This window comes from Paraburkholderia sp., from assembly GCF_024281035.1.
In the GTDB taxonomy this organism is placed as follows: domain Bacteria; phylum Pseudomonadota; class Gammaproteobacteria; order Burkholderiales; family Burkholderiaceae; genus Paraburkholderia.
Genome location: NZ_JAMXLH010000053.1, coordinates 130055 through 149573 on the forward strand (window position 1 = coordinate 130055; position 19519 = coordinate 149573).

Below are 19519 nucleotides of genomic sequence, written 5' to 3' on the forward strand. Positions count from 1 at the left end.
CATCGCAGCAGAGCGGGTTCCGCGCAAACGTTATGTGCCGTGCGATCCACACGAATGGCCCCGATCGTGCAGTCGGACAAGTTCGCGAGATGCCTCCCGTATCGTCTCACCGCAAAAAAATTTGGGGCGCTCCGGTTTCGTATGCGGAATGCACCCGCCCAATGCCATCCTGGCGCGCCCCCTTGACGCGCCCAGGATAAAGACAGTCAAACGCCTGCGAACGGGCGCTGCGCCGGCTGCAAATCCGGTGGCAAGCGCATCGAACACCGCAACGATGTCCGTGCAAGGTCGTTGATTGCGGCTTCGGACCCGGCATTTTCAATCGGCATGGTCCGTCGATGCTTCGCACCCGCGTATCACTGGACTCGTCAGGATCGGAGCGGCAAGACTCGAAAGGACGCTCACCCGTCGGCGATAGCCGCTCGGCACGCTCTTGCATCTCCCGAAAAACCTCACCGATAGCGCGCGGCCGATGCCGTTCTCATGCTGCTTGTGGCCATTTGAGGGCTGGAAAGCATCGAATCAGGCTCCCGGAAATGCTCACCATTACCAGGATTGGACACCCCGCGGGCATCCTTCAGGCACCCAGAAGGCACCCAGCGGGCACCCGGCAGGCACCGGGAAGCCGCCGATCGCCAGCCCCCGGAAAAGCTCACCGTTAGCCACGCCGTCTGAAAAAATTCAATGGATTCCGAGGCTTAACCACATGCCGACGTGGTCCGCCTTGCCGTCAGCATCATCCTGAAAAAGCTCACCCTTCGACTGGAATCCGGCGGGACGCCGGCAATCTGTCTGCCGCTGCATATTCCAGTCACACCTCCCGAAAAGGCTCACCTCATGAGATGGTGCGTTTCTGGTTAGCGCTCCCCGAGGTCCTGTCTATCCGCGTTTTCAGGTGAGTGAACACCAACTTTCTCCTGAAAAGACTCACCTCTACAGCGCGAACGCGCCAAAACAGCCCCCGAAAAACCTCACCATACAGCCGGGATCCACCCCCGGTGCCCAAACGCAGCCGCAGCATCCCGGACCAAGGCTGCAGCCGTCGCTCCCGAAAAGACTCACCTAAAGCCTCCCGGAGGCCCCGCCAGGCCTTAAATCTGCCTCCAGCCCCTGAAAAATCTCACCTCAGGATGCGGATTTGTCCCGATTCATCTCACCTGGGCCTCCGGAGCCGCCTTTTTTCACCCAAAAATCTCCCCAACACCCGTTCCTGAATTCGCTCACCGTTGCAATTCAGGAAACACTGAACACGCGCGCGGTGGCGCCGGGGGCGCCGGGATATCAGGTCCCGTAATCTCTCACCGTTGCACCAGCGATGAAAATCCGCGGCTCCCGAACCCGCTCACGTCCGTTCCCGCAGCGGCTCACCGGCCTCCCTGAAACCCATCACTGCCGCATCCTGCAGTCCCTCACCCGACATCCCGTAAAGCTTCACCCGAGCACGCTGGAACCCTTGCCTGGTAAGGGTTTGCCAAGGCGTTAACGTTTTTAACAGGTATCAAGGGTGTTTACTTTTATTACTCTCAAGCACGTCTACCCCGCGCGTCTCCTGCAAAATCCCCGACAAACGGGCTCATTCGACGACTCGAACCCGAACAACCGCCGTGAAACACCATCCGAAAATCTAGCCACAACAAAAACTCACATATTTACAATCACTTATGAAACAAACCTCACTTTGTTTCACGATACTGCCCTATTCGTGAGTAACGCAGGCAGTGCGATCAAGCAAAACTTGCCGAATCGCCGCTACTGTACGACGTCATCCGTCAGTCCGTAGTGATCAATACGTAATCTGTTATTATTTGCGCGTTGCGGCCCAATCGCGAGATAACAATGATGCAAGAGGAAGATCGCCAGAATCTACGTGATGAGCTGGAAGCACTCCGACGAGACGGGGCACGGCGACAAGAACTGTCGCTCCATGCATGCAAGCGCCTCTTTTTCGATTTCGGCATTCGTCCATCCATGGCCACGGTTCGTGACCTGACGCAGACCGGCAGCGCAAGCGATATTCCAAAAGATATCGAAGTGTTCTGGCAGCGGATCCGTACGGCCTCACGCGTACGCGTCGGCGTGGGTGCCATTCCACCGGTGCTCGAAGAGCGCGCTGGCGAACTACTCGGTGCCCTCTTCCAGGAAGCGCAGACGCTGGCGCATCAGGCGCTCGAAACCGAGCGCGCCGATCTCGAAACCGGCAAGCAACACGCCGAACAAGCCGTCCGCGATGCCGACGCGCGGCGTGCCGCAGCCGATGAGATGCTTCAGCGCAGTGAAGCGCGGACCGAAACGGCCTGGGCAAAGGTTCGCGAACTCGAAAGCCAGCTTGCAGCCTCGTCGGCGCACGGGGCCGTCCACCACGATAGCCTCCAGGCCACCGCCCGAAGACTGGAAGCGGAAAACGAAATCCTGACGAAGCGGCTCGACGTCGAACAGACCACCAACGCAGGGCTGCGCGATCGCATCGACGCACTTCATACCGATCTGCGCACGAGTACCGAGCACTACGCCCAGCAGATCAAGGATGCGCTCGCGGAAGCCGAACGGCGGGTCAAGCCCATGCTGGTCGAACTCGATTCGCTGCGTACGATGTCGTCGACGTGGCAGGCGGCCCAGCGCGATGCCAGCAAAAAAGAGTTCGATTTCATCCAGCAGCTCGCGACGGCCAAAGCGCGCGTGGATCGTCTCGACGCGCTGCTGCGCGAGCGTTCCGACGAAGTCGATGTGCTCACGCGCCAGGTTACGGCGTTGCGCGGACTGCAGGGTGTCGACGCGTCGGTCGCCCAAGTGCTGTGCGCGCTGGCCAGCGCGGGTCGGCTCAGCGATGACGAATTCGCCCAGCTGGGCACCGTCGTAGACGGACATGTCAGCTTGCCTGCGCGCTGTCCGAAGTGTCGGGAGGGCGAGCCTGAATTTTCCCAGGTCGATGACCGCTACGAACTCTCGTGTCCCGAGTGCGAGCACACGTCCGGCGCGGGCGGCTCGCGGCTCGAAGCCGTCAGCCGTTTCATGTCTGGAAAGGCGGCGCCCGGCGCCGCTTGAGGTGAGCGGTTACGGGAACCGCAGTGGCGATCGGAAGTGAGTTTTTACGGGAGCCGCTGCGGTGCCTGTGTTGACGTGAGCCTTGTCACTCAAGGCCGCGCACCTTTTCCGCCGACGCATGGTCGGCCCACATTTTCCACGCGCGATGCAGCCGGCCAGCAGAAATCGGCTGCATGAAACCGAGCCATTGTCCGACCTGGTCGGCGTTCATTCCCTGTTCGAAAAGATCCGCGGCAAACGTGTTGCGCAGCGTCTGCGGACTCGCGCGCTGCGCGCGCGTTTCAGCAATGCCCGCCGCCTCGACGATCGCGTCGACCGCGCGCAGGATGGTGGCCTTGTGCATCGGCCGTCCCGAGGGGGAGCCCGGAAACACGAGTTGTCCCGGTAATCCAGCTTCGCGCCGCGATTCGAGCCAGGCGCCCAGGATCTCCACTGCGAACGGGGCGAGTCGCGTGGAATGCGAAAACACCGGATTGTCGGCTTCAATCGTGAGCCACGCCTGGCCGGACTTGACGGTGTCGAGCGTCAAGGCAATCGCGTCGCCCGTTTTCAGTCCGCCGCCGAGAAACACGGCGACCAGTGCGCGATCGCGGCGTTCGCGCCAGCGCTTCGCCGCCGATTGCTCTTCCAGCGGCGCAAAGAGCCGGGTGAGGATCGCGGCGCGTTCGGCCGCATCGAGAAAGCCGGTAGGTTCGTTATCGCTCGCGTTGCGCCAGGCGGCTTCGCCGTCCTGGGCGATGAAGCGCGCCGGGTTGGTCGACGCGAGCTCGATCTGCCGGACGTGATCGAGAACGCGCTCGATCAACCGAAGGTAGCGAAGGCGTTGCGGCCTCTTTATGTCGAGTCCGGCGACGAATTCAGCAATGGTTCCGGTGTCGACCGAGAGAATCGTCTTGTGTCTGATCGCGATCCATTCGAGAAAGCGACCCCACTGGACGCGGTAGACGTCGGCCGATGACTGGCGAAACTGCTGCGAAGCCAGCCACGCATCGAAGGCGCTGGCCGGATCGCGTTGCCAGTCGGCACGTTGCTGGTCGAACAGATCGCGCGGGGGTTGGGAAGACGCCATCGCTCTCATTCCGTTAGTTGCATTACTGGGATGAATTCTAGCGGCAGGCCGAATGGATCGGGAGATTTATTGCCGACGTGTGTTCCGGATGACCGGCAGGATCGGCATACCGGTAAAAACCGCTAGCCGCCCCAGGCACGCATACGCCGCTGAAGCGGACGTTGTTTGGGCATCTGCGACTGCGCTTCCCCGCTACTTTGCGTTGCGCGTTCGTAAGCGGCAACCGCAAAGGCGAATACGGCGGGCAACGCGTCCGAGCGCCCGAAATCGGCGGGATCGTCGGTTTCCGGATAAGCAAGTTCGCCGGGACGCTGAAAGAGCCCGAGCATGATCGCGTCGTGCCGGCTCGCGAATCCAAGATCCGCAAGCGCTTCGGCCTCGATTGCATGCAGCAGCCGCCACGTGAGCGGAACCTGCCGCGCGATATATCGCTGCGCGATGTTACGTACGATCTGCTCGAGGTCGCGCGCGGCCGTCTGAAAACGTAAGGCGGCTAGTTTCGGCTCGTCAGGGGTCTGCATGGCGGCTCCAGTCGATCAATTAACTGTATAAATATACAGTAGTCGACGCGGCGGTGCAGCCCCTCGCGCACTCAGCCGTGGATGACGACGAGCAGCGCGCGCGCTTCGCCCTTGCCCGCGTTGCGGATTGCGTGCGGCTGATCGGCGATGTAGCGCGCCGTGTCCGCGGACTTCAGGCGTTGCGCCGTGCCCGCGGCTTCAATGTCGATGGTTCCCTGCAGCACCGTCAGGTGCTCGCGCGTGCCCGGTTCATGCGCGCCTGAAACCAGCGCGCCGCCCGGTTTCAACGTCAGTTCATACCATTCGAAATGGCCCGCAAGCTCAATCGGCCCCCAGACGCGCAACTGATAACCCGCGTCGTGCCCATGCAGCGTCGGAATGTCGTGCGGGCCCGCGACGGTGATCGCCTCCGGTGCCTTCGACGCAGCAAACAGCGAATCGAGTTTTACGCCCAGTGCGTTCGTGAGCCGCCAGGCCACGGCAATGGTCGGGTTCGCCTTGTCGCGTTCGATTTCCGATAGCATGGACTTCGAGACGCCGGCCGCGCGCGACAGGTCGTCCAGGGTCATGCTGCGCTCGTTGCGCAGCCGCTGGATCTGCTCGCCGACACGCGGTGGCGTAACTGGCGAACCGGCCGGAGCGGCTGAAACAGCGTGCGCCGGCGTGCCTCGCGTTGTTGCGGTGCCCGGCGTGCGTGGTTTGCGGGTGCTTGCCATTTGCTGCCCCATCGTTTAGAGTTTGTTCGATATCTCGAATTTGCGTTCGGAAAAACGAATTTTTCCCGTAACAGCTAACGGCGACTATAGCAAACCCCGGCAAACCCCGGCAAACTCCGGCAGGCAGCGGCCCGCCCGGACAGGAGGACGACTTATGCCAATCCCTTACCTTGCGCATCTGCGCGCGACGCTCGACCAGATTCGCGCCGATGGTTTCTACAAAAGCGAGCGCGTGATCGCGACGCCGCAATCGTCGGATATCCGTCTTGCTGATGGCACCGGCGTGCTGAATTTCTGCGCGAACAACTATCTGGGTCTTGCCGACGACGCGCGCCTCATCGCAGCGGCCAAGGATGGTCTCGATCGCGACGGCTTCGGCATGGCGTCGGTGCGTTTCATCTGCGGCACGCAGACGGTACACAAGTCGCTCGAAGCTGCGCTCGCGCAGTTCTTGCAGACCGAGGACTGCATTCTCTATTCGAGCTGTTTCGACGCAAATGGCGGTCTGTTCGAAACGTTGCTGGGCGAAGAAGACGCCATCATCAGCGACGAACTCAATCATGCAAGCATCATCGACGGCGTCCGGCTGTCGAAGGCGCGCCGCTATCGTTACAAGAACAACGATCTCGCCGATCTGGAAGCGAAACTGCGCGAGGCCGACGAAGCCGGTGCGCGCTACAAGCTGATCGCAACCGACGGCGTGTTTTCGATGGACGGCATCATCGCCGACCTCAAAGGCATCTGCGATCTCGCCGACCGCTACGACGCGCTCGTGATGGTCGACGACTCGCACGCGGTGGGCTTCATCGGCGAGCACGGCCGCGGCACGCCCGAGCACTGCGGCGTCGCGAACCGCGTGGACATCATTACGGGCACGCTCGGCAAGGCGCTTGGCGGCGCGTCGGGCGGCTATATCGCGGCGAAGAAGGAAGTGGTCGAATTGCTGCGCCAGCGCTCGCGCCCGTATCTCTTTTCGAACACGCTCACGCCGAGCATTGCGGCAGCTTCGCTCAAGGTGCTCGAACTGGTCGCGAGTGACGAAGGCGCGCAATTGCGCGCGCGCGTGCGGGCGAACGGCGCGCAGTTTCGCCGCGAGATGAGTGCGCTCGGCTTTACGTTGGTGCCAGGCGAGCATCCGATCATTCCGGTGATGCTCGGCGACGCGCAGGTCGCCTCGAAGATGGCCGATGCGCTCTTGCACGAAGGCGTGTACGTGATCGGCTTTTCCTATCCTGTGGTGCCGAAGGGCCGCGCGCGTATTCGCACGCAGATGAGCGCCGCACATACGCCCGAACAGATCGAACGCGCGGTGACGGCGTTCGCGCGTGTGGGCAAGTCGCTCGGCGTCATTTAGAAACGTATTTAGCAAGGTATTCTGGGCAAAATGAAAGCACTCGCAAAACTCGAACGCGCAACCGGTCTCACGCTGACCGATGTACCGAAGCCCGAAGTCGGCCACAACGATGTGATGATCAAGATTCATCGCACGGCGATCTGCGGCACCGACGTTCACATCTGGAAATGGGACGACTGGGCGCAGAAGACCATTCCCGTGCCGATGCACGTCGGCCATGAATACGTCGGCGAAATCGTTGAAATGGGCCAGGAGGTACGCGGTTTCCAGATCGGCGACCGTGTTTCCGGCGAAGGCCACATCACCTGTGGCTTTTGCCGCAACTGCCGCGCGGGACGCCGGCATTTGTGCCGCAATACGGTGGGCGTGGGCGTGAACCGCGAAGGTGCGTTCGCCGAATATCTCGTGATTCCGGCCTTCAACGCATTCAAGATTCCGCCTGAGATCTCCGACGATCTCGCTGCAATCTTCGATCCGTTCGGCAACGCGACGCACACCGCACTCTCGTTCAACCTCGTCGGCGAGGACGTGCTGATTACCGGCGCGGGCCCGATCGGCATTATGGCGGCGGCAATCGCGCGGCATGTGGGCGCGCGCAACGTCGTGATCACCGACGTCAACGACTACCGTCTCGAACTCGCCCGCAAGATGGGTGCGACGCGCGCGGTGAACGTTGCGCGCGAATCGTTGCGCGACGTGATGAGCGACCTGCACATGACCGAGGGCTTCGACGTGGGCCTCGAAATGTCGGGCGTGCCGAGCGCATTTACCGCCTTGCTCGAATCGATGAATCACGGCGGCAAGGTTGCGCTGCTCGGCATTCCGCCGGCGCAAACCGCGATCGACTGGAATCAGGTGATCTTCAAGGGCCTCGAAATCAAGGGCATTTACGGCCGCGAGATGTTCGAGACCTGGTACAAGATGGTCGCCATGCTGCAAAGCGGACTCGATCTTTCGCCGATCATCACGCACCGCTTCGGCGTGGACGACTACGAAAAGGGCTTTGCAGCGATGCTTTCCGGCAATAGCGGCAAAGTCATTCTCGACTGGACCCGATAAACGCCGCTACGGTGTGGTGATTCAGTTCGCCGGGGCGGGCTGTTCGAATTCGGCTTCGATGCGCACGTCGATGTCGTCGCCGACCGCGGGATACCACGTCGACAGCCCGAACTTCGCGCGGCTGAACCGGCCCGTCGCGGCGAAGCCCACGGTCGGCTGCTTCGTGAGGGGATTCGGCGCATAGCCGTTGAAGGTCACGTCGAGTGTGACCGGCTGCGTGACGCCGCGAATCGTCAGATTGCCCGTGAGCGTGCCGCGCGCATCGCCGGTCTGCTCGAAACGGGTACTGACGAAGCGGATCTGCGGATAGCGCGCTACATCCAGCATCTGCGCGCCTTTCACCTGCTGGTCTAGTTGCGGGTCGTTCGTGTCGAGGCTCGCTGCGTCGATGGTCGCTTCGACCGTCGCGCTATTCAGCCCGCCCGCGCGCCAGTCGAGTTGCGCCGTGACGCGGTCAAAGCGCATCACGAAGCGCGAATAATGCAGATGATCGATGTCGAACACCACGCTCCAGTGGTGCGGGTCGAGTACATAGTGTCCTGCCGGCACCTCCGCTGCGGCGCTGCTCACGCTGTGCGTGACCACACGCAGCGGCGTGCACGCAAACATAAGGCATGCCGCGCAAAGCGCCGCAAACCAGGTCCGCCGCTTCAAGCTGGTAACGCCTCTTCCGTTCATGACTTATATCCGCATGGTGCCTCGATATTAACGCGTCGGGGCGATCATCTATTCCAGGGTGTTCACACGCTCCGCCGGTTTTTTGCTTGACCCGGGAGAACGATCGTTCTACATTCTCGCCGTGGAGAACGATCGTTCTCAGTCGATGCAAATCTCAAGGTCGGGTAGGGACCTTCAGCACCGTCACGGAGATTCCAGCATGAGCACGGCCACCGCGCCGCAGCCCGATACCCGCGAGCGTTTGCTCGACGCAGCCGAAACGCTGATTTACACCGGCGGCATTCACGCGACCGGCGTCGACGCGATTGTTCGCGAAGCCGGCGCCGCGCGCAAGAGCTTCTACACCTGGTTCGGATCAAAGGATGCGCTCGTTGCCGCCGTGCTGACGCGTCGCGACGAGCGCTGGATGCGCTGGTTCGTGGACGGCACGCTCAAGCGCGGACATACGCCGCGAACACGGCTGATCGGCATGTTCGACGTTTTGCGCGACTGGTTCATGGCCGAAGACTTTCACGGTTGCGCGTTCCTGAATGCGTCGGGCGAGACTGCGTCGGCCGACGATCCCGTCCGGCTCATCGCGCGCGAGCATAAGGCTCGCCTGCTCGCCTTCGTGCGCGACCAGTGCGATGCGCTCGTGGCCGCGCACGGCATCGATCGCCGCCATGCCGCGCGTCTCGCGCGCCAGTGGTTGATCATGATCGACGGTGCAATTGGCGTCGCGCTCGTAAGCGGCGACGCCGATGCTGCGCTCGACGCGCGCACCGCCGCAAAGTCCTTGCTTGAAGCGCTGGTCGGCACCGGCGCTTTGCGCAGTCGTCACCCGTCGCGGCCGCCTGCCAGGCGCACCGCGCGTTCCCTGGAGAAACAACATGACTGACGCCGTTGAGGTTCGCCCGCCGCTGCCGCCGTTCACGCGGGAAACCGCCATCCTGAAGGTGCGCGCGGCGGAGGACGCGTGGAATTCACGCGATCCGAAGCGCGTTTCGCTGGCCTATACGCCGCAAAGCGTGTGGCGCAATCGAGCCGAATTCGTCACGGGCCGCGAAGCGATTGTCGAATTTCTCACGCGCAAGTGGGCGCGCGAACTCGATTACCGTCTCATCAAGGAACTGTGGGCGGTGACGGAAAACCGTATCGCGGTGCGATTTGCTTACGAGTCTCATGACGATTCCGGCAACTGGTTCCGCTCTTACGGCAACGAGAATTGGGAATTCGACGAGAACGGCCTCATGGCGCGCCGCTTTGCCTCCATCAACGACCTGCCGATTCTGGAAAAGGACCGTCGCTTTCATTGGCCGCTCGGCCGCCGTCCCGACGATCATCCGGGGCTCAGCGAACTCGGTCTTTAACGCGCTGCAGGCGGCGTTTGTTGTTGAGTTTGTCGCGGTGAAACATGTTGTCGAATCATTTAAATGGCAATGCCAGGAAAATTGAAAAGACAAAAACCAATCGCAACGAACGGTGAGCTAATCCGGGAGCTGCGGGTTCGTGTGGCGAGTGCAATGGTGAGCTTGTTCGGGATGAGCACCTTAATCACTTTAATCACCTGAAGCACGTCAAACACCTTAAACCTGCCCGCACACGAATTCGCGCTATAGTGATTTGCGCTGCGATGCAGCACGGGTGTTTCGCGACGATCCGAAAGGATCACATGCGGCACCCGATTCCAGCCGCGCGCCTGCGCGGTTCGCTCCGGAGTCGTGAAATGGGCATTCTCGACAGACTATGGCGGCCTCGACCCAAGGCAATACCGGTCACGCCTCAGATCCACGCGTTAATCGAGCGTCTGCTGGTGTTGAGCCCGGCGCTGAAGCTCGCGGAGGGTTTTCAGGCGCGCGTCACGCCTGTGCTGGTCTGCTCGCTCGACTACGTCAGCGGCCTGGTGAACGAGTTGCCGCACGCGCGCGTGGCAAACGCAGCCGCCTGGCTCGACGACCCGTATATTCACGCGTTTTTCGCGGCGCCTGACGAGGTCGCGCATATTCTCAGCCGCTCGCCCGAAATGCACGTCTGGTTCGACAGCCACCCGCTCGCGCGCGAAACCTACGCCGTGCTCAGCATGGCGATGAGCGAGCGCCGCGTGTTCGGTGTCGAGCAGATCGGCGACGTGGTGCATGCCGATGTCGCGCGCACGACGCTGAGTTTCGACGATCATCAGGTGCGCCTTTGCGGCGAGTCGGAAGACGATTTGCGCGAGCAGATCGTGCAGCGCGTAGTCGAGCAGATTGCACTTGAAGGTCTCGCGCAGATCGGCGCCGACGAGTCGCGTCGCGATGCGCTTCTGCAGGACCGCGCGCTCCTGAAGACACGGCTGCAGTTGCTGACGCGCCAGGGGGCAGGCACGCACAAGATGCTCGGTGAGCGTGCATCGGCGAATGCGGCGCAACGCATCGAACTGGAGACCGAGATCGAGGCCAACGCGCGCGCACTGGACGCGCTCGGCCTGCAGACTGATGCGCTCGCACGCGACCTCGACGTCATCTGCGATGTGCTCGGCCATCCGGCACGGCACACGAACGTCGAGATGAAGCGAATCCGGCTGAATGCGATGAACGTGGTGATCGAGGCAAACGCCTCGCACGACAGCGTGGAAGTCGTCTTTCCGCTCGCCCGGCTACCCGCGAGTCCGCTGGGCGAACGGGCGTTTTCGCTGATTCGTTTCGCGCGCACGGATCTCGTGCCGCTGCCAACCGTGCTCGACGAGGACAGCCGTTTCATGATCTGAGCGGCGCAACGCTCACACGAACGGTGAGCGTTTTCGGGAGCCGAGAGCGCCGGAATCGGCTAAAACAGACGTGGGCAATATTTCCTGGCAATCCCAGGTTTAGTGAACACAATATTGCTCGAATGCTGGCGCGACGCGGAGATTCGTTGCGCGAAGGCGTCGGCTGCTCCAAGGTGAGCGTTTTCGGGAGCGAAGCGAATGTGCGCTCCGCGCCGCGCGGAAGGTGTCGAAATAGCGCCTGGGCGGCACATTCGGCGCGTTCGGCGCGCGCAAACACCCATGCCGAACGGGTGAAAGGTGAGCCTTTTCAGGAGTGCGGCGCGGCCCACACCGAAACCCCCTCGCGCTCGATCGAGAAGCGCTGCACACCATCGCTCGTACACGGTGCATCCTCGGCGGCAATATCGAACGCTTCGCCGCCCATTTCGATTGTCACGTAGCGGTCGCCGTGCCGAAGTGCATGACCGGCTGGCATGCCGGTCCACGCGCCTTCGGGCGTGGCGCGCAGCGCGCGCGGCGCGACCCGCCACATCACGCGCGTGCCGGGTGTGAACGACGCACCGGCGTACGGCAGGCGCAGGCCCTTCGCGGTTTCGATTTCGTCGGCAGCGCGCGCGACGCCTTCGCCGACGTTATGCAATCCGAGCAGCTCGGCCACGCGCAGCGAGGCTGGCCGCCGGAACACGTCGTTCACGGGACCGGCCTGCAATACGCGGCCGTGTTCGATGATGAGCACTTCGTCCGCGAGCAGTGCGGCTTCGTCGGGATCGTGCGTGACGATGACGGTCACCGCGTCGATCTCGCGCTGCAGCGCGCGCAGCGATTGCTGCAGGCGGCGACGGCGCGGCGTGTCGAGCGCGGCGAATGGCTCGTCGAAGAGCAGCAGTTGACTGTGCCGCGTGAGCGCACGCGCGAGCGCGACGCGCTGGCGCTGGCCGAACGACAGCGCGTGCGGCAGACGCGCCGTCAGCGTATCGAGGCCGAGATGCGCGAGCCAGTAGCGCGCGCTCGCGGCATCGGCGCCGAGTGGAAACGCCAGTTGCTGCGCGACCGTCATGTGCGGAAAAAGACCGTAGTCCTGCGGCATGTAACCGATCGGCCGCCGCTCGGGCGGCAGTGCGCCGAGATTGGCGCCGCCGAGCGTGACCGAACCCGTGTCGTTGTGCTCGAGACCCGCGATGATGCGCAGCGCGAGCGATTTGCCCGAACCGGACGGCCCGATGATGGCGAGACGGCGGGTCTGCGGCCGCCACGTGATGTCGAGGCTGAATGCGCCGAGGCGCCGCTGCGCGTCGAAGGCAAGCCGAAGGCCGGTGACGGCGCGGGCAGGCACGGCGCTCGCGAAACTCGCGGGCTCGTCGCCGTTCTCGGCGGGCGCGGTGTGCCCGACGCGCGGGCCGCGCGCGTAGACCGAGAGCACGGCGCAGACGATCGCGATGGCGAGCGTCGGCAACAGGAGCGGCATCATCGCGGGCAGCCCCTGGCCGCCGAACACGACGTAGGTGTAGACCGGCAGCGAATACGGATGATAGGCGACCATCATGGTCGCGCCGAACTCGCCGAACGCGCGCAGCCACGCGAGCGCGAGCCCCGCGCGAATGGCGGGCCAGACGATGGGCAGCGTCACGCGAAAGAAGCGGCTCATGGCGTGATGGCCGAGCGTGGCGGCGACGTCGTCGTAGACGGGGTCGACGGCGGCGAACGCCGAGCGCGCCGCGACGATCAGGAATGGCGCCGCAACGAAGGTTTCCGCAAGGACGATGCCTGTGAAGGAATCGGTGATCCTGCCGCCGAAAAGCTGGCCGATGGTGCTATACGGACCGACCAGAAACAGCAGCAGCACGCCGCTTGTGAGCGGCGGCAATGCGAGGGGCAACTGCACGACGAAGCCGAGCAGCGCGACGGCGCGCGAGCGCGAGCGCGCGAGCCAGTAGCCGAGCGGCACGCCGCCCGCGAGGATGACGAGCGCGGCGACGCTCGCGCTCGTCACCGACACGGCCACGGCGGACCACGTTGCGCGCCAGTCGACGCCGGCCCAGTCGGCCTGGCCGATCTGCGGGATGCTGGCGAGGAACGGCGCGCAGAGATAGACGGCGAGCAGTGCGCCGAGCCACAGGAGCGGCCGCGCGGCGGGTTGTTTCACAGCTGTTGCTTCTCGACTATTGTTGCGCGGCGTCGATCACGGCCTGCACCGACGGCGCAATCGCCTGGGTGCTGCCCTGCACGGCGGGCTTCGTCACGTCGACGCCATGTTCGGCGAGCAGCTTGCGGCCTTCGGCGCTGAGCAGGAAGTTGACGAAGCGCGCCGCGCCCGCCTGGTTGGGCGCGTCGTTGAGGATCGTGAGCGTGTAGTTCGCCTTGATCTTCAGCTCGGGCGCGGGGTGGATCGACGGAATCCTGAGGTCGGACGTTTCGGTCGAGTAGAAGAAGCCCGCGTCGAGCTGGCCCGACTGCAGGCGGCCGACGAGCGTTTCTTCCGGCAGGACCTGCTCGGGATTCTCCGGCGCGCCGAGCGTCTTCTCGACGAGATCGGGCTGGTTATAGACCTGTGCGGCCTTCGTCATGAGTTCGACGGTGAATGCGCCCTTCGGATCGAGCTTCGGATCGGTGCGCCCGAGGCGCAGGCCCGGCTCGCGGAGCACCTGGTCCCACCGCTTCGTCTTGAAGTCGGCGGCGAAGCGGCTCTTCGGGCTGTAGCCGATCAGCAGCGGCGATTCGGCGAAGTTGACGTACCACGAAACGTGATTGCCGTTCGCGTCGCCCATCAGACTCGTGTTGACCTTCGGGCTCGCGCTGATGAACACGTCGCCGCGGCGCAGCTTGCCCTTGATCTCGTTGGCGATCTTGTTGGAACCGGCCGCGTAGCCCTTGAAGCGCAGGCCCGTTTCCTTCTCGAACGCGGGCCCGACGTCCTTCTCCATCAGGTTCACGAGCGAACCGGCGTACAGCACGTTGACGTCGTTCTCGTCGGCGGCGAAGGCGTTGGCGCTCGCGCCGAGCACGCCGGTCAACACGACAACCGAGGCAATCAGTTTGCGGATCATGCTTGTTTCCCCGTACCGTTATAAACCGCAATATATTACGCTGGACTTGCAATTTCATGTACCCGTCCGAATGGACTAGTCCATCCGTCGCGTCTGGGCGCGTCGCGTACGCCCGGGTACACTGGGGCTCCGTTCATTGTCGGCGTGCACATTGCGACTGCACGCCATGGAGATCTTTATGCGCACGAGCGCCCGTAATCACTTCACCGGTCAGATCAGCGCAGTCAAGGCCGGCGCCGTTAACGACGAAGTCACGCTGCGTACCGGCGGCGGGCTCGACATCGTTGCGATCATCACGCATGGCAGCGCCGCTGCGCTCGGCCTCGCGGCGGGCAAGCCGGCGTTCGCGCTGGTGAAGGCGTCGTCGGTGATCGTGATGGTCGATGGCGACGCTACCCGCGTCTCCACGCGCAACGTCGTGGCGGGCACGGTCGCATCGGTCACGAAGGGCGCCGTCAATGCAGAAGTCGTGATCGCAGCGCCGGGCGGCGCGTCGATCGCGGCGATCATCACCAACGAGAGCGTCGATCACCTCGGCCTCGCGGCAGGCAAGGCGGCTGCGGCGCTATTCAAGGCGTCGAGCGTGATCGTCGGCGTCGACGCGTAACGCGCGCTTTCCGGAGCGGGCGGTTCTACCGGATCGGCCCGATCTGCCCCGGTCTGCGCGAAGTGCATCGTGTATGCTTGCGCGCATGACCAGCACCGCTAAAGATCGCCCATCCGCCAGGACGCCCGCTTCGGCGCCGACCGAAACCGGCCAGACAATCCCGCCGGTGTCAGGCGATCCCGAAGTGCGTTTTCGCATGCGCATTCTCCAGGGCGACACGATTGCGCTGGGCCCAGGCAAGGTTTCGCTGCTGGAGGCGGTGCGCGAGCACGGTTCGATTTCGGCGGCGGCACGCAGCCTCAACATGTCTTATCGCCGCGCCTGGCTGCTGATGGACGAACTGAACCGCTCGCTCAAGTCGCCTGCGACGATTTCCGAGCACGGCGGCCAGAGCGGCGGCGGCAGCATGCTCACGCCCGTCGGCGACGAAATCATCCGGCTCTATCGCGAGATCGAAGCGCGTGCGGCGGCGGCCTGCGCGTCCGAGATCGAGGCGCTCACGGAACTCGTGAAGCGCTGAAGCGCTGATGTGCGTACTGCGGCGGCGGCTTGCCCGCGCCGCAGGCCGTCGAATCCGGCTCGCAGGTGGCCGCGCGTAGCGGCTTGCCGCTTCCACTAAAATGGCCGGTCCCGTGCGGTTTCGCGCGGTTTCGCACAATTGCACGTATCCGTCCTTGGCTCGTCCGTCGCTCGTCTTTCGCTTCCCCCGCCGTTCATGACCGCATCTTCCCCGCCACCGGACGCCGCCGCGCCACCCAGTCTCGCGCGCAACCCCGGCTTCCAGCGCTTCTGGGGCGCACGCGTGCTGTCGTCGGCGTCGTTCCAGATGCTGGCCGTCGCGATGGGCTGGCACATCTATGCGCTGACGCACAGCGCGTTTGCCCTCGGCCTCGTCGGCCTCGCGCAGTTCCTGCCGATGTTTCTCCTCACGCTCGTCGTTGGTCATGTCGCCGATCGCTACGACCGGCGCCGGATCGTCGCCGTGTGCCAGTCGATCGAGTGCGCCGCGGCGCTGACCTTCGCGTTCGGCACGTTCGGCGGCTGGCTCAGCGCGCCGCATATCTATGCGCTCGCGGCGTGCGTGGGCGCGGCGCGCGCATTCGAGTCGCCCGCGTTGACGTCGCTGTTGCCCGGCGTCGTACCGCGTGCGCAACTCCCCAATGCGACGGCCTGGGCCGCCTCGGCCAACCAGACCGCACAGATCGTCGGCCCGGCGCTCGGCGGCCTGCTCTTCGGCCTCGGCGCGGGCGTCGCGTATCTCACGTGCGCGCTGTCGTTCGCGTCGGCCGCCGCACTGACCGGCACGATCCCGCTTCAGACAAAGCCCGCCGCCCGCGCGCCCGTGACGCTCGAATCGGTGTTTTCCGGCATCGCGTTCATCCGCTCGCAGCCCGTGATCCTCGGCGCACTGTCGCTCGATTTGTTCGCCGTCCTGTTCGGCGGTGCGACCGCGCTGCTGCCGGTGTTCGCGCGCGACATCCTGCATGCCGGTCCCGTTGCGCTCGGGCTGCTGCGCTCGGCATCGGCGACGGGCGCGCTCGCCGGAACGATCTGGCTCGCGCATTTCCCGCTGCGGCGGTGCCCGGGGCTCGCGATGTTTGGCGGCGTGATCGTGTTCGGCCTCGCGACCGTCGCGTTCGGGCTCTCGCACAACCTCGTCGTCTCGCTGATCGCACTTGCGGTGCTGGGCGCGTCGGACGTCGTGAGCGTGGTCGTGCGCCTGTCGCTCGTGCAACTGCGCACGCCCGAGGACATGCTCGGGCGCGTCAGCGCGGTCAACTCGCTTTTCATCGGCACCTCGAACCAGCTTGGCGAGTTCGAGTCGGGCCTGACCGCCGGATGGTGGGGCGCGCAGCGCGCCGTGCTGATCGGCGGCGTCGCGACGATTGCCGTCGCGCTGCTCTGGATGAAGCTGTTTCCGGGCCTGCGCGATACGCGTTCGCTCGAACGCGAGGAGCCGCGTGTGAGCGCCACGGCGAACTGAGGCGGCGCGGCTGGCCGGGAAGGGAAATAGCCGGTCGCGAGGCGGTGCGGCCTGAATCGGCCAGGCCCGGCGGCCGCCCTGCGATTTCGCGGCTTCGTTGCGTTGTCGCTTCGTCGCTTGGCCGCTGCCACTTGGCCGCACCGCACCGCACCGCAGCGTCTCGCACCGCGCCGTGCCGTGGCGTTAAAGCGTCCCGCCGCGATTTCCCGGTATCCTTTCCCGAGCGCGGCGGCGCAGTTGCCGCACGCTTTCCACTTTCCGTTCAACCATTTCATGTCACCGCCCATCGGGGCGGTCAGGAGCGTTCGATGCGCGTAGGCCGTCCCGTGAAGGCGCTGCCCCAGCCGCTGTGCGACTACTGCGGCGCGAAGGCGCTGCTCGCGCGTTTTGGCGACGAGGCGTATCCGTATCGCGACGACCACGGCACGCTCTGGGTCTGTACGCCCTGCGAGGCGTGGATCGGCGTGCCGGCGCGCAGCACGCGCAATGTCCCGCTCGGGCGTCTTGCGAACGCCGCGCTGCGCGATGCGAAGAGCCGTCTGCACGATGCACTCGAGCCGCTTGTCGCGGCCAAGGTGCGGCGCGACGGCGTGAACGCCTTCGAAGCGCGCGGCAAGGCCATGCGCTGGCTTGCGCAAGCGCTCGGCTTCGACCTGCCCAATCCGTCGATCCACCATCTGACGCTCGAACAGTGCGAGCAGGCGATCCGCCACGTCGAGGCGTTCACCTCATCCCGGCGCGGCCACGAACCGGCCGAAGGAAATTGAAAGGTTGTGCCCGCAGGGGCGATCGTTACGGTTAGTTACACACACGGGACAATGCGCCGCTCAACCTTCGGCGCGGCCTGCCGTTATTGCACATGAACCGTTTCTTTTGTGCACCATGGCCAAGACCATTCCATTTCCCCAGCAGGCGCACGCGGCCCATGTCCGCCGCAGCAAGGCGATGCTGCTTCCGATGCCGCGCGCCTGCGCAAACGATCTCGCGCTCCAGGTGCACCTCGCGCTCGCGGCGCTGCGCGGCGGCGGCACCAGCCACGACGCCCAGGCGATGCTGCATACGCACGTGCTGACGATGTCGATCGTCAACGCCGGTTACGGCGCGCTCACGCAGGCGCAGGTGCGCGACGCGGACGCGGCGCTGCTCGCCTGCTTCGAGCGCGGACGCGCGCACGGCAACTGGCGGCTCGACGCCGCGGAGGCTGACGCGCTGGCGGCGATCGTGACGGTCTACGATCTGCAACTGCAGTTCGCGCCGCTCTGGGCGCTCACGGAGGCGAGCGAGCGGCTCGAACAGATGGGCATGGGCGAGACGGGCCAGGCGGCCAAACGCAAGCAGGCTTGAGCTGTCGATGGGTTGTTAAGGGTTTAAAGCGGGTTTAAAGCGGGTTTAAAGAACCGGAACGGCGCGGCGGGCACGCGGCGTGCGCCATCGAGGCTGCGCGTCTCGGGCAGCAACCGGGAAGGTGTGAAACGCGCGGTGTAAAAGACGGCCACCGCGATGAAGACGAACCAGGGCCGGTACGCGACGGACCGGGCGGAATCGAAGGTGTGGATGGCGCCGCGCACAGCAGCGGATCCGGGCCAGCCGATGATCGGCCCGACCGTTGCCTCGTGCGCCCGCGATTCGTCCCCTGGATTGCGCCGCTTGCCGCCGGACCGCCCTGTGGCGACATTGGCACGAGATTTGACGCCGCCAGCGAATCGTGTTGACTTCCGGCAGGCGGCGTGACTAAAATTCGCCCGTCTCAACAAAAGGGGCTGACGCCTTGGACAGTAGCAGTTGTCGATCTTCGAAGAGTTTCGCTGCCTGACCGGCAGGACGTCCGCGCTCCCTTTCTCTAGCCGCCGTCTTGCCAGCAGGCAGATGGTGCGCGTCCAGCAGTAAATCCTCGTGCATCCTTGTTCGCGTCATCCAGGCGCCGCTCGCGTTCATTCGCGCCGCGCGTGGCTGTCGTGTGGCTGATATCGCGCCGCGAACCGTCCGTGTTCGCGGTACGGTGCGCTTGCCGTGCCTCTCAGGTGCGGCGCGCGCCGCTACAGGCGTCGTTCGCGCGTCGCCGCGCAATAAGGAGTTCCGATGTCCGACAGTGACAGTTATCCGTTATGCCGCTTCCTTTCGATATTCACGGAGGAAAGCGAGCAGACGTGAGCCGCTGTGCGCACCGCGCCCAGCCGGTCTGCTGGCTTTCCTCGCAACGGCGTCCTCCTGGACGCGAGGAGATCCAGCATGAACTTCGGCCTTCTTCTGCCGCATCTGCCGCGTGCGCCGCGTTTGCCGCGTTTGACACAAAGGCAGCAACGGCTTTGCACCGTATTCCCCACCGATGTGCCTGGCGCCAGCCAGTGCGCGCCGGTTTCAACGTTGAGCCGTCTGTCCGGCCTCGCTGCTTGCTGGCGTGATCTGCCCGCACGCGTGTTTCGGGTCTGACCGGCCGATCCGGCGCGCCCTGGCGCGCCGGGCCCTGCACATCATCCAGTTTGTCAGTGCTTCAACATGATCCAGTTCAACTGCTCAATGCAAGCGACGAAGTGCGCAACGCGCGCACGCGGCGTCCAGCGTAGTATCCGCACAACCGGCACGGGAGGCCAGTAATGGAGTTCGGCTTCAACCTGAACCGCACGGCCAACGCTTCGGCGTGGCGGGTGCTGCCCAATCGCTGGGACTTCGTCGCGTTTCCGCTGATCATCTGCCTGATCGCGATGGCGGCGATCGGCTTT

The 19519-nt window shown here is 64.3% G+C and carries 18 protein-coding genes; 11 read left to right on the plus strand and 7 right to left on the minus strand.

The genetic code is table 11. The features are described 5' to 3' along the window. Positions 1-1836 precede the first annotated feature (1836 nt). Positions 1837-3042 (plus strand): DNA-binding protein, encoded by a 1206-nt coding sequence (locus Q0L30_RS18930; RefSeq protein ID WP_296659685.1) that lies wholly within the window; start codon positions 1837-1839, stop codon positions 3040-3042. Between the two features lie 85 nt (positions 3043-3127). On the opposite strand, the gene Q0L30_RS18935 is transcribed toward Q0L30_RS18930, so the two are convergent. From Q0L30_RS18935 to Q0L30_RS18945, 3 genes are all read right to left on the minus strand, one after another. Then, on the minus strand, positions 3128-4111 hold the full coding sequence (locus Q0L30_RS18935; RefSeq protein WP_296659688.1) for a site-specific integrase: 984 nt from the start codon (positions 4109-4111) through the stop codon (positions 3128-3130). Between the two features lie 122 nt (positions 4112-4233). Next, positions 4234-4632 carry a DUF2471 family protein gene (locus tag Q0L30_RS18940; protein ID WP_296659690.1) on the minus strand — a complete coding sequence of 133 codons (399 nt, stop codon included), beginning with the start codon at positions 4630-4632 and terminating at the stop codon, positions 4234-4236. A 71-nt stretch (positions 4633-4703) separates the two neighbouring features. After that, entirely contained in the window at positions 4704-5348 is a 645-nt protein-coding gene (locus Q0L30_RS18945; protein ID WP_296659693.1) for a helix-turn-helix domain-containing protein, read from the minus strand. A gap of 154 nt (positions 5349-5502) precedes the next feature. Here Q0L30_RS18945 and Q0L30_RS18950 point away from each other — a divergent pair, with 154 nt between their 5' ends. Beyond that, entirely contained in the window at positions 5503-6702 is a 1200-nt protein-coding gene (locus Q0L30_RS18950) for a glycine C-acetyltransferase (RefSeq protein ID WP_296659696.1), read from the plus strand. A 30-nt stretch (positions 6703-6732) separates the two neighbouring features. Next, the gene (gene tdh / locus Q0L30_RS18955) at positions 6733-7761 is read left to right on the plus strand and encodes an L-threonine 3-dehydrogenase (protein WP_296659699.1); all 1029 of its coding nucleotides are present in this window, start codon (positions 6733-6735) and stop codon (positions 7759-7761) included. A gap of 21 nt (positions 7762-7782) precedes the next feature. On the opposite strand, the gene Q0L30_RS18960 is transcribed toward tdh, so the two are convergent. Continuing rightward, positions 7783-8370, minus strand: a complete 588-nt coding sequence (locus tag Q0L30_RS18960) for a YceI family protein (protein ID WP_296659704.1) — start codon at positions 8368-8370, stop codon at positions 7783-7785. A 268-nt stretch (positions 8371-8638) separates the two neighbouring features. On the opposite strand from Q0L30_RS18960, the gene Q0L30_RS18965 reads away from it, so the two are divergent. From Q0L30_RS18965 to Q0L30_RS18975, 3 genes are all read left to right on the plus strand, one after another. After that, positions 8639-9316 (plus strand): TetR/AcrR family transcriptional regulator, encoded by a 678-nt coding sequence (locus Q0L30_RS18965; protein WP_296659706.1) that lies wholly within the window; start codon positions 8639-8641, stop codon positions 9314-9316. Then, complete coding sequence (locus Q0L30_RS18970) at positions 9309-9788, plus strand: nuclear transport factor 2 family protein (RefSeq protein ID WP_296659708.1); 480 nt, start codon at positions 9309-9311, stop codon at positions 9786-9788. Before Q0L30_RS18965 ends, Q0L30_RS18970 begins: the two co-directional genes overlap by 8 nt. 356 nt (positions 9789-10144) lie before the next feature. After that, positions 10145-11164 (plus strand): hypothetical protein, encoded by a 1020-nt coding sequence (locus Q0L30_RS18975; RefSeq protein WP_296659709.1) that lies wholly within the window; start codon positions 10145-10147, stop codon positions 11162-11164. 307 nt (positions 11165-11471) lie between these two features. On the opposite strand, the gene Q0L30_RS18980 is transcribed toward Q0L30_RS18975, so the two are convergent. Further along, positions 11472-13307 (minus strand): ATP-binding cassette domain-containing protein, encoded by a 1836-nt coding sequence (locus Q0L30_RS18980; RefSeq protein WP_296659711.1) that lies wholly within the window; start codon positions 13305-13307, stop codon positions 11472-11474. Between the two features lie 16 nt (positions 13308-13323). Further along, positions 13324-14208 (minus strand): extracellular solute-binding protein, encoded by an 885-nt coding sequence (locus Q0L30_RS18985; protein WP_296659714.1) that lies wholly within the window; start codon positions 14206-14208, stop codon positions 13324-13326. A 178-nt stretch (positions 14209-14386) separates the two neighbouring features. On the opposite strand from Q0L30_RS18985, the gene Q0L30_RS18990 reads away from it, so the two are divergent. The 5 genes from Q0L30_RS18990 to Q0L30_RS19010 all read left to right on the plus strand — a co-directional run bounded on the left by Q0L30_RS18990 (position 14387) and on the right by Q0L30_RS19010 (position 18143). After that, on the plus strand, positions 14387-14815 hold the full coding sequence (locus Q0L30_RS18990) for a molybdopterin-binding protein (RefSeq protein WP_296659716.1): 429 nt from the start codon (positions 14387-14389) through the stop codon (positions 14813-14815). Between the two features lie 85 nt (positions 14816-14900). After that, positions 14901-15335, plus strand: coding sequence for a winged helix-turn-helix domain-containing protein (locus Q0L30_RS18995; protein WP_296659718.1), 435 nt, complete (start codon positions 14901-14903; stop codon positions 15333-15335). Positions 15336-15530: 195 nt separating this feature from the next. Then, positions 15531-16799 (plus strand): MFS transporter, encoded by a 1269-nt coding sequence (locus Q0L30_RS19000; protein ID WP_296659720.1) that lies wholly within the window; start codon positions 15531-15533, stop codon positions 16797-16799. A gap of 308 nt (positions 16800-17107) precedes the next feature. Beyond that, positions 17108-17566: a zinc-finger-containing protein gene (locus Q0L30_RS19005; RefSeq protein WP_296659723.1), complete on the plus strand. Its 459-nt coding sequence runs from the start codon at positions 17108-17110 to the stop codon at positions 17564-17566. A gap of 115 nt (positions 17567-17681) precedes the next feature. Then, on the plus strand, positions 17682-18143 hold the full coding sequence (locus Q0L30_RS19010; protein WP_296659725.1) for a hypothetical protein: 462 nt from the start codon (positions 17682-17684) through the stop codon (positions 18141-18143). 23 nt (positions 18144-18166) lie between these two features. Here Q0L30_RS19010 and Q0L30_RS19015 read toward each other — a convergent pair whose 3' ends face one another. After that, positions 18167-18367 carry a hypothetical protein gene (locus tag Q0L30_RS19015; protein ID WP_296659728.1) on the minus strand — a complete coding sequence of 67 codons (201 nt, stop codon included), beginning with the start codon at positions 18365-18367 and terminating at the stop codon, positions 18167-18169. Positions 18368-19519 lie beyond the last annotated feature (1152 nt).

Bases quoted from the DNA above. Each gene is read 5' to 3' on its own strand.
- Q0L30_RS18995 (WP_296659718.1), top strand. From the start codon at position 14,901: ATGACCAGCACCGCTAAAGATCGCCCATCCGCCAGGACGCCCGCTTCG.
- Q0L30_RS18985 (WP_296659714.1), bottom strand. From the start codon at position 14,208: ATGATCCGCAAACTGATTGCCTCGGTTGTCGTGTTGACCGGCGTGCTC.
- Q0L30_RS19005 (WP_296659723.1), top strand. From the start codon at position 17,108: ATGCGCGTAGGCCGTCCCGTGAAGGCGCTGCCCCAGCCGCTGTGCGAC.
- Q0L30_RS19000 (WP_296659720.1), top strand. From the start codon at position 15,531: ATGACCGCATCTTCCCCGCCACCGGACGCCGCCGCGCCACCCAGTCTC.
- Q0L30_RS18975 (WP_296659709.1), top strand. From the start codon at position 10,145: ATGGGCATTCTCGACAGACTATGGCGGCCTCGACCCAAGGCAATACCG.
- Q0L30_RS18960 (WP_296659704.1), bottom strand. From the start codon at position 8,370: ATGTTTGCGTGCACGCCGCTGCGTGTGGTCACGCACAGCGTGAGCAGC.
- Q0L30_RS18970 (WP_296659708.1), top strand. From the start codon at position 9,309: ATGACTGACGCCGTTGAGGTTCGCCCGCCGCTGCCGCCGTTCACGCGG.
- Q0L30_RS18930 (WP_296659685.1), top strand. From the start codon at position 1,837: ATGATGCAAGAGGAAGATCGCCAGAATCTACGTGATGAGCTGGAAGCA.
- Q0L30_RS18965 (WP_296659706.1), top strand. From the start codon at position 8,639: ATGAGCACGGCCACCGCGCCGCAGCCCGATACCCGCGAGCGTTTGCTC.
- Q0L30_RS18945 (WP_296659693.1), bottom strand. From the start codon at position 5,348: ATGGCAAGCACCCGCAAACCACGCACGCCGGGCACCGCAACAACGCGA.
- tdh (WP_296659699.1), top strand. From the start codon at position 6,733: ATGAAAGCACTCGCAAAACTCGAACGCGCAACCGGTCTCACGCTGACC.
- Q0L30_RS18940 (WP_296659690.1), bottom strand. From the start codon at position 4,632: ATGCAGACCCCTGACGAGCCGAAACTAGCCGCCTTACGTTTTCAGACG.
- Q0L30_RS18950 (WP_296659696.1), top strand. From the start codon at position 5,503: ATGCCAATCCCTTACCTTGCGCATCTGCGCGCGACGCTCGACCAGATT.
- Q0L30_RS18935 (WP_296659688.1), bottom strand. From the start codon at position 4,111: ATGGCGTCTTCCCAACCCCCGCGCGATCTGTTCGACCAGCAACGTGCC.
- Q0L30_RS19010 (WP_296659725.1), top strand. From the start codon at position 17,682: ATGGCCAAGACCATTCCATTTCCCCAGCAGGCGCACGCGGCCCATGTC.
- Q0L30_RS18990 (WP_296659716.1), top strand. From the start codon at position 14,387: ATGCGCACGAGCGCCCGTAATCACTTCACCGGTCAGATCAGCGCAGTC.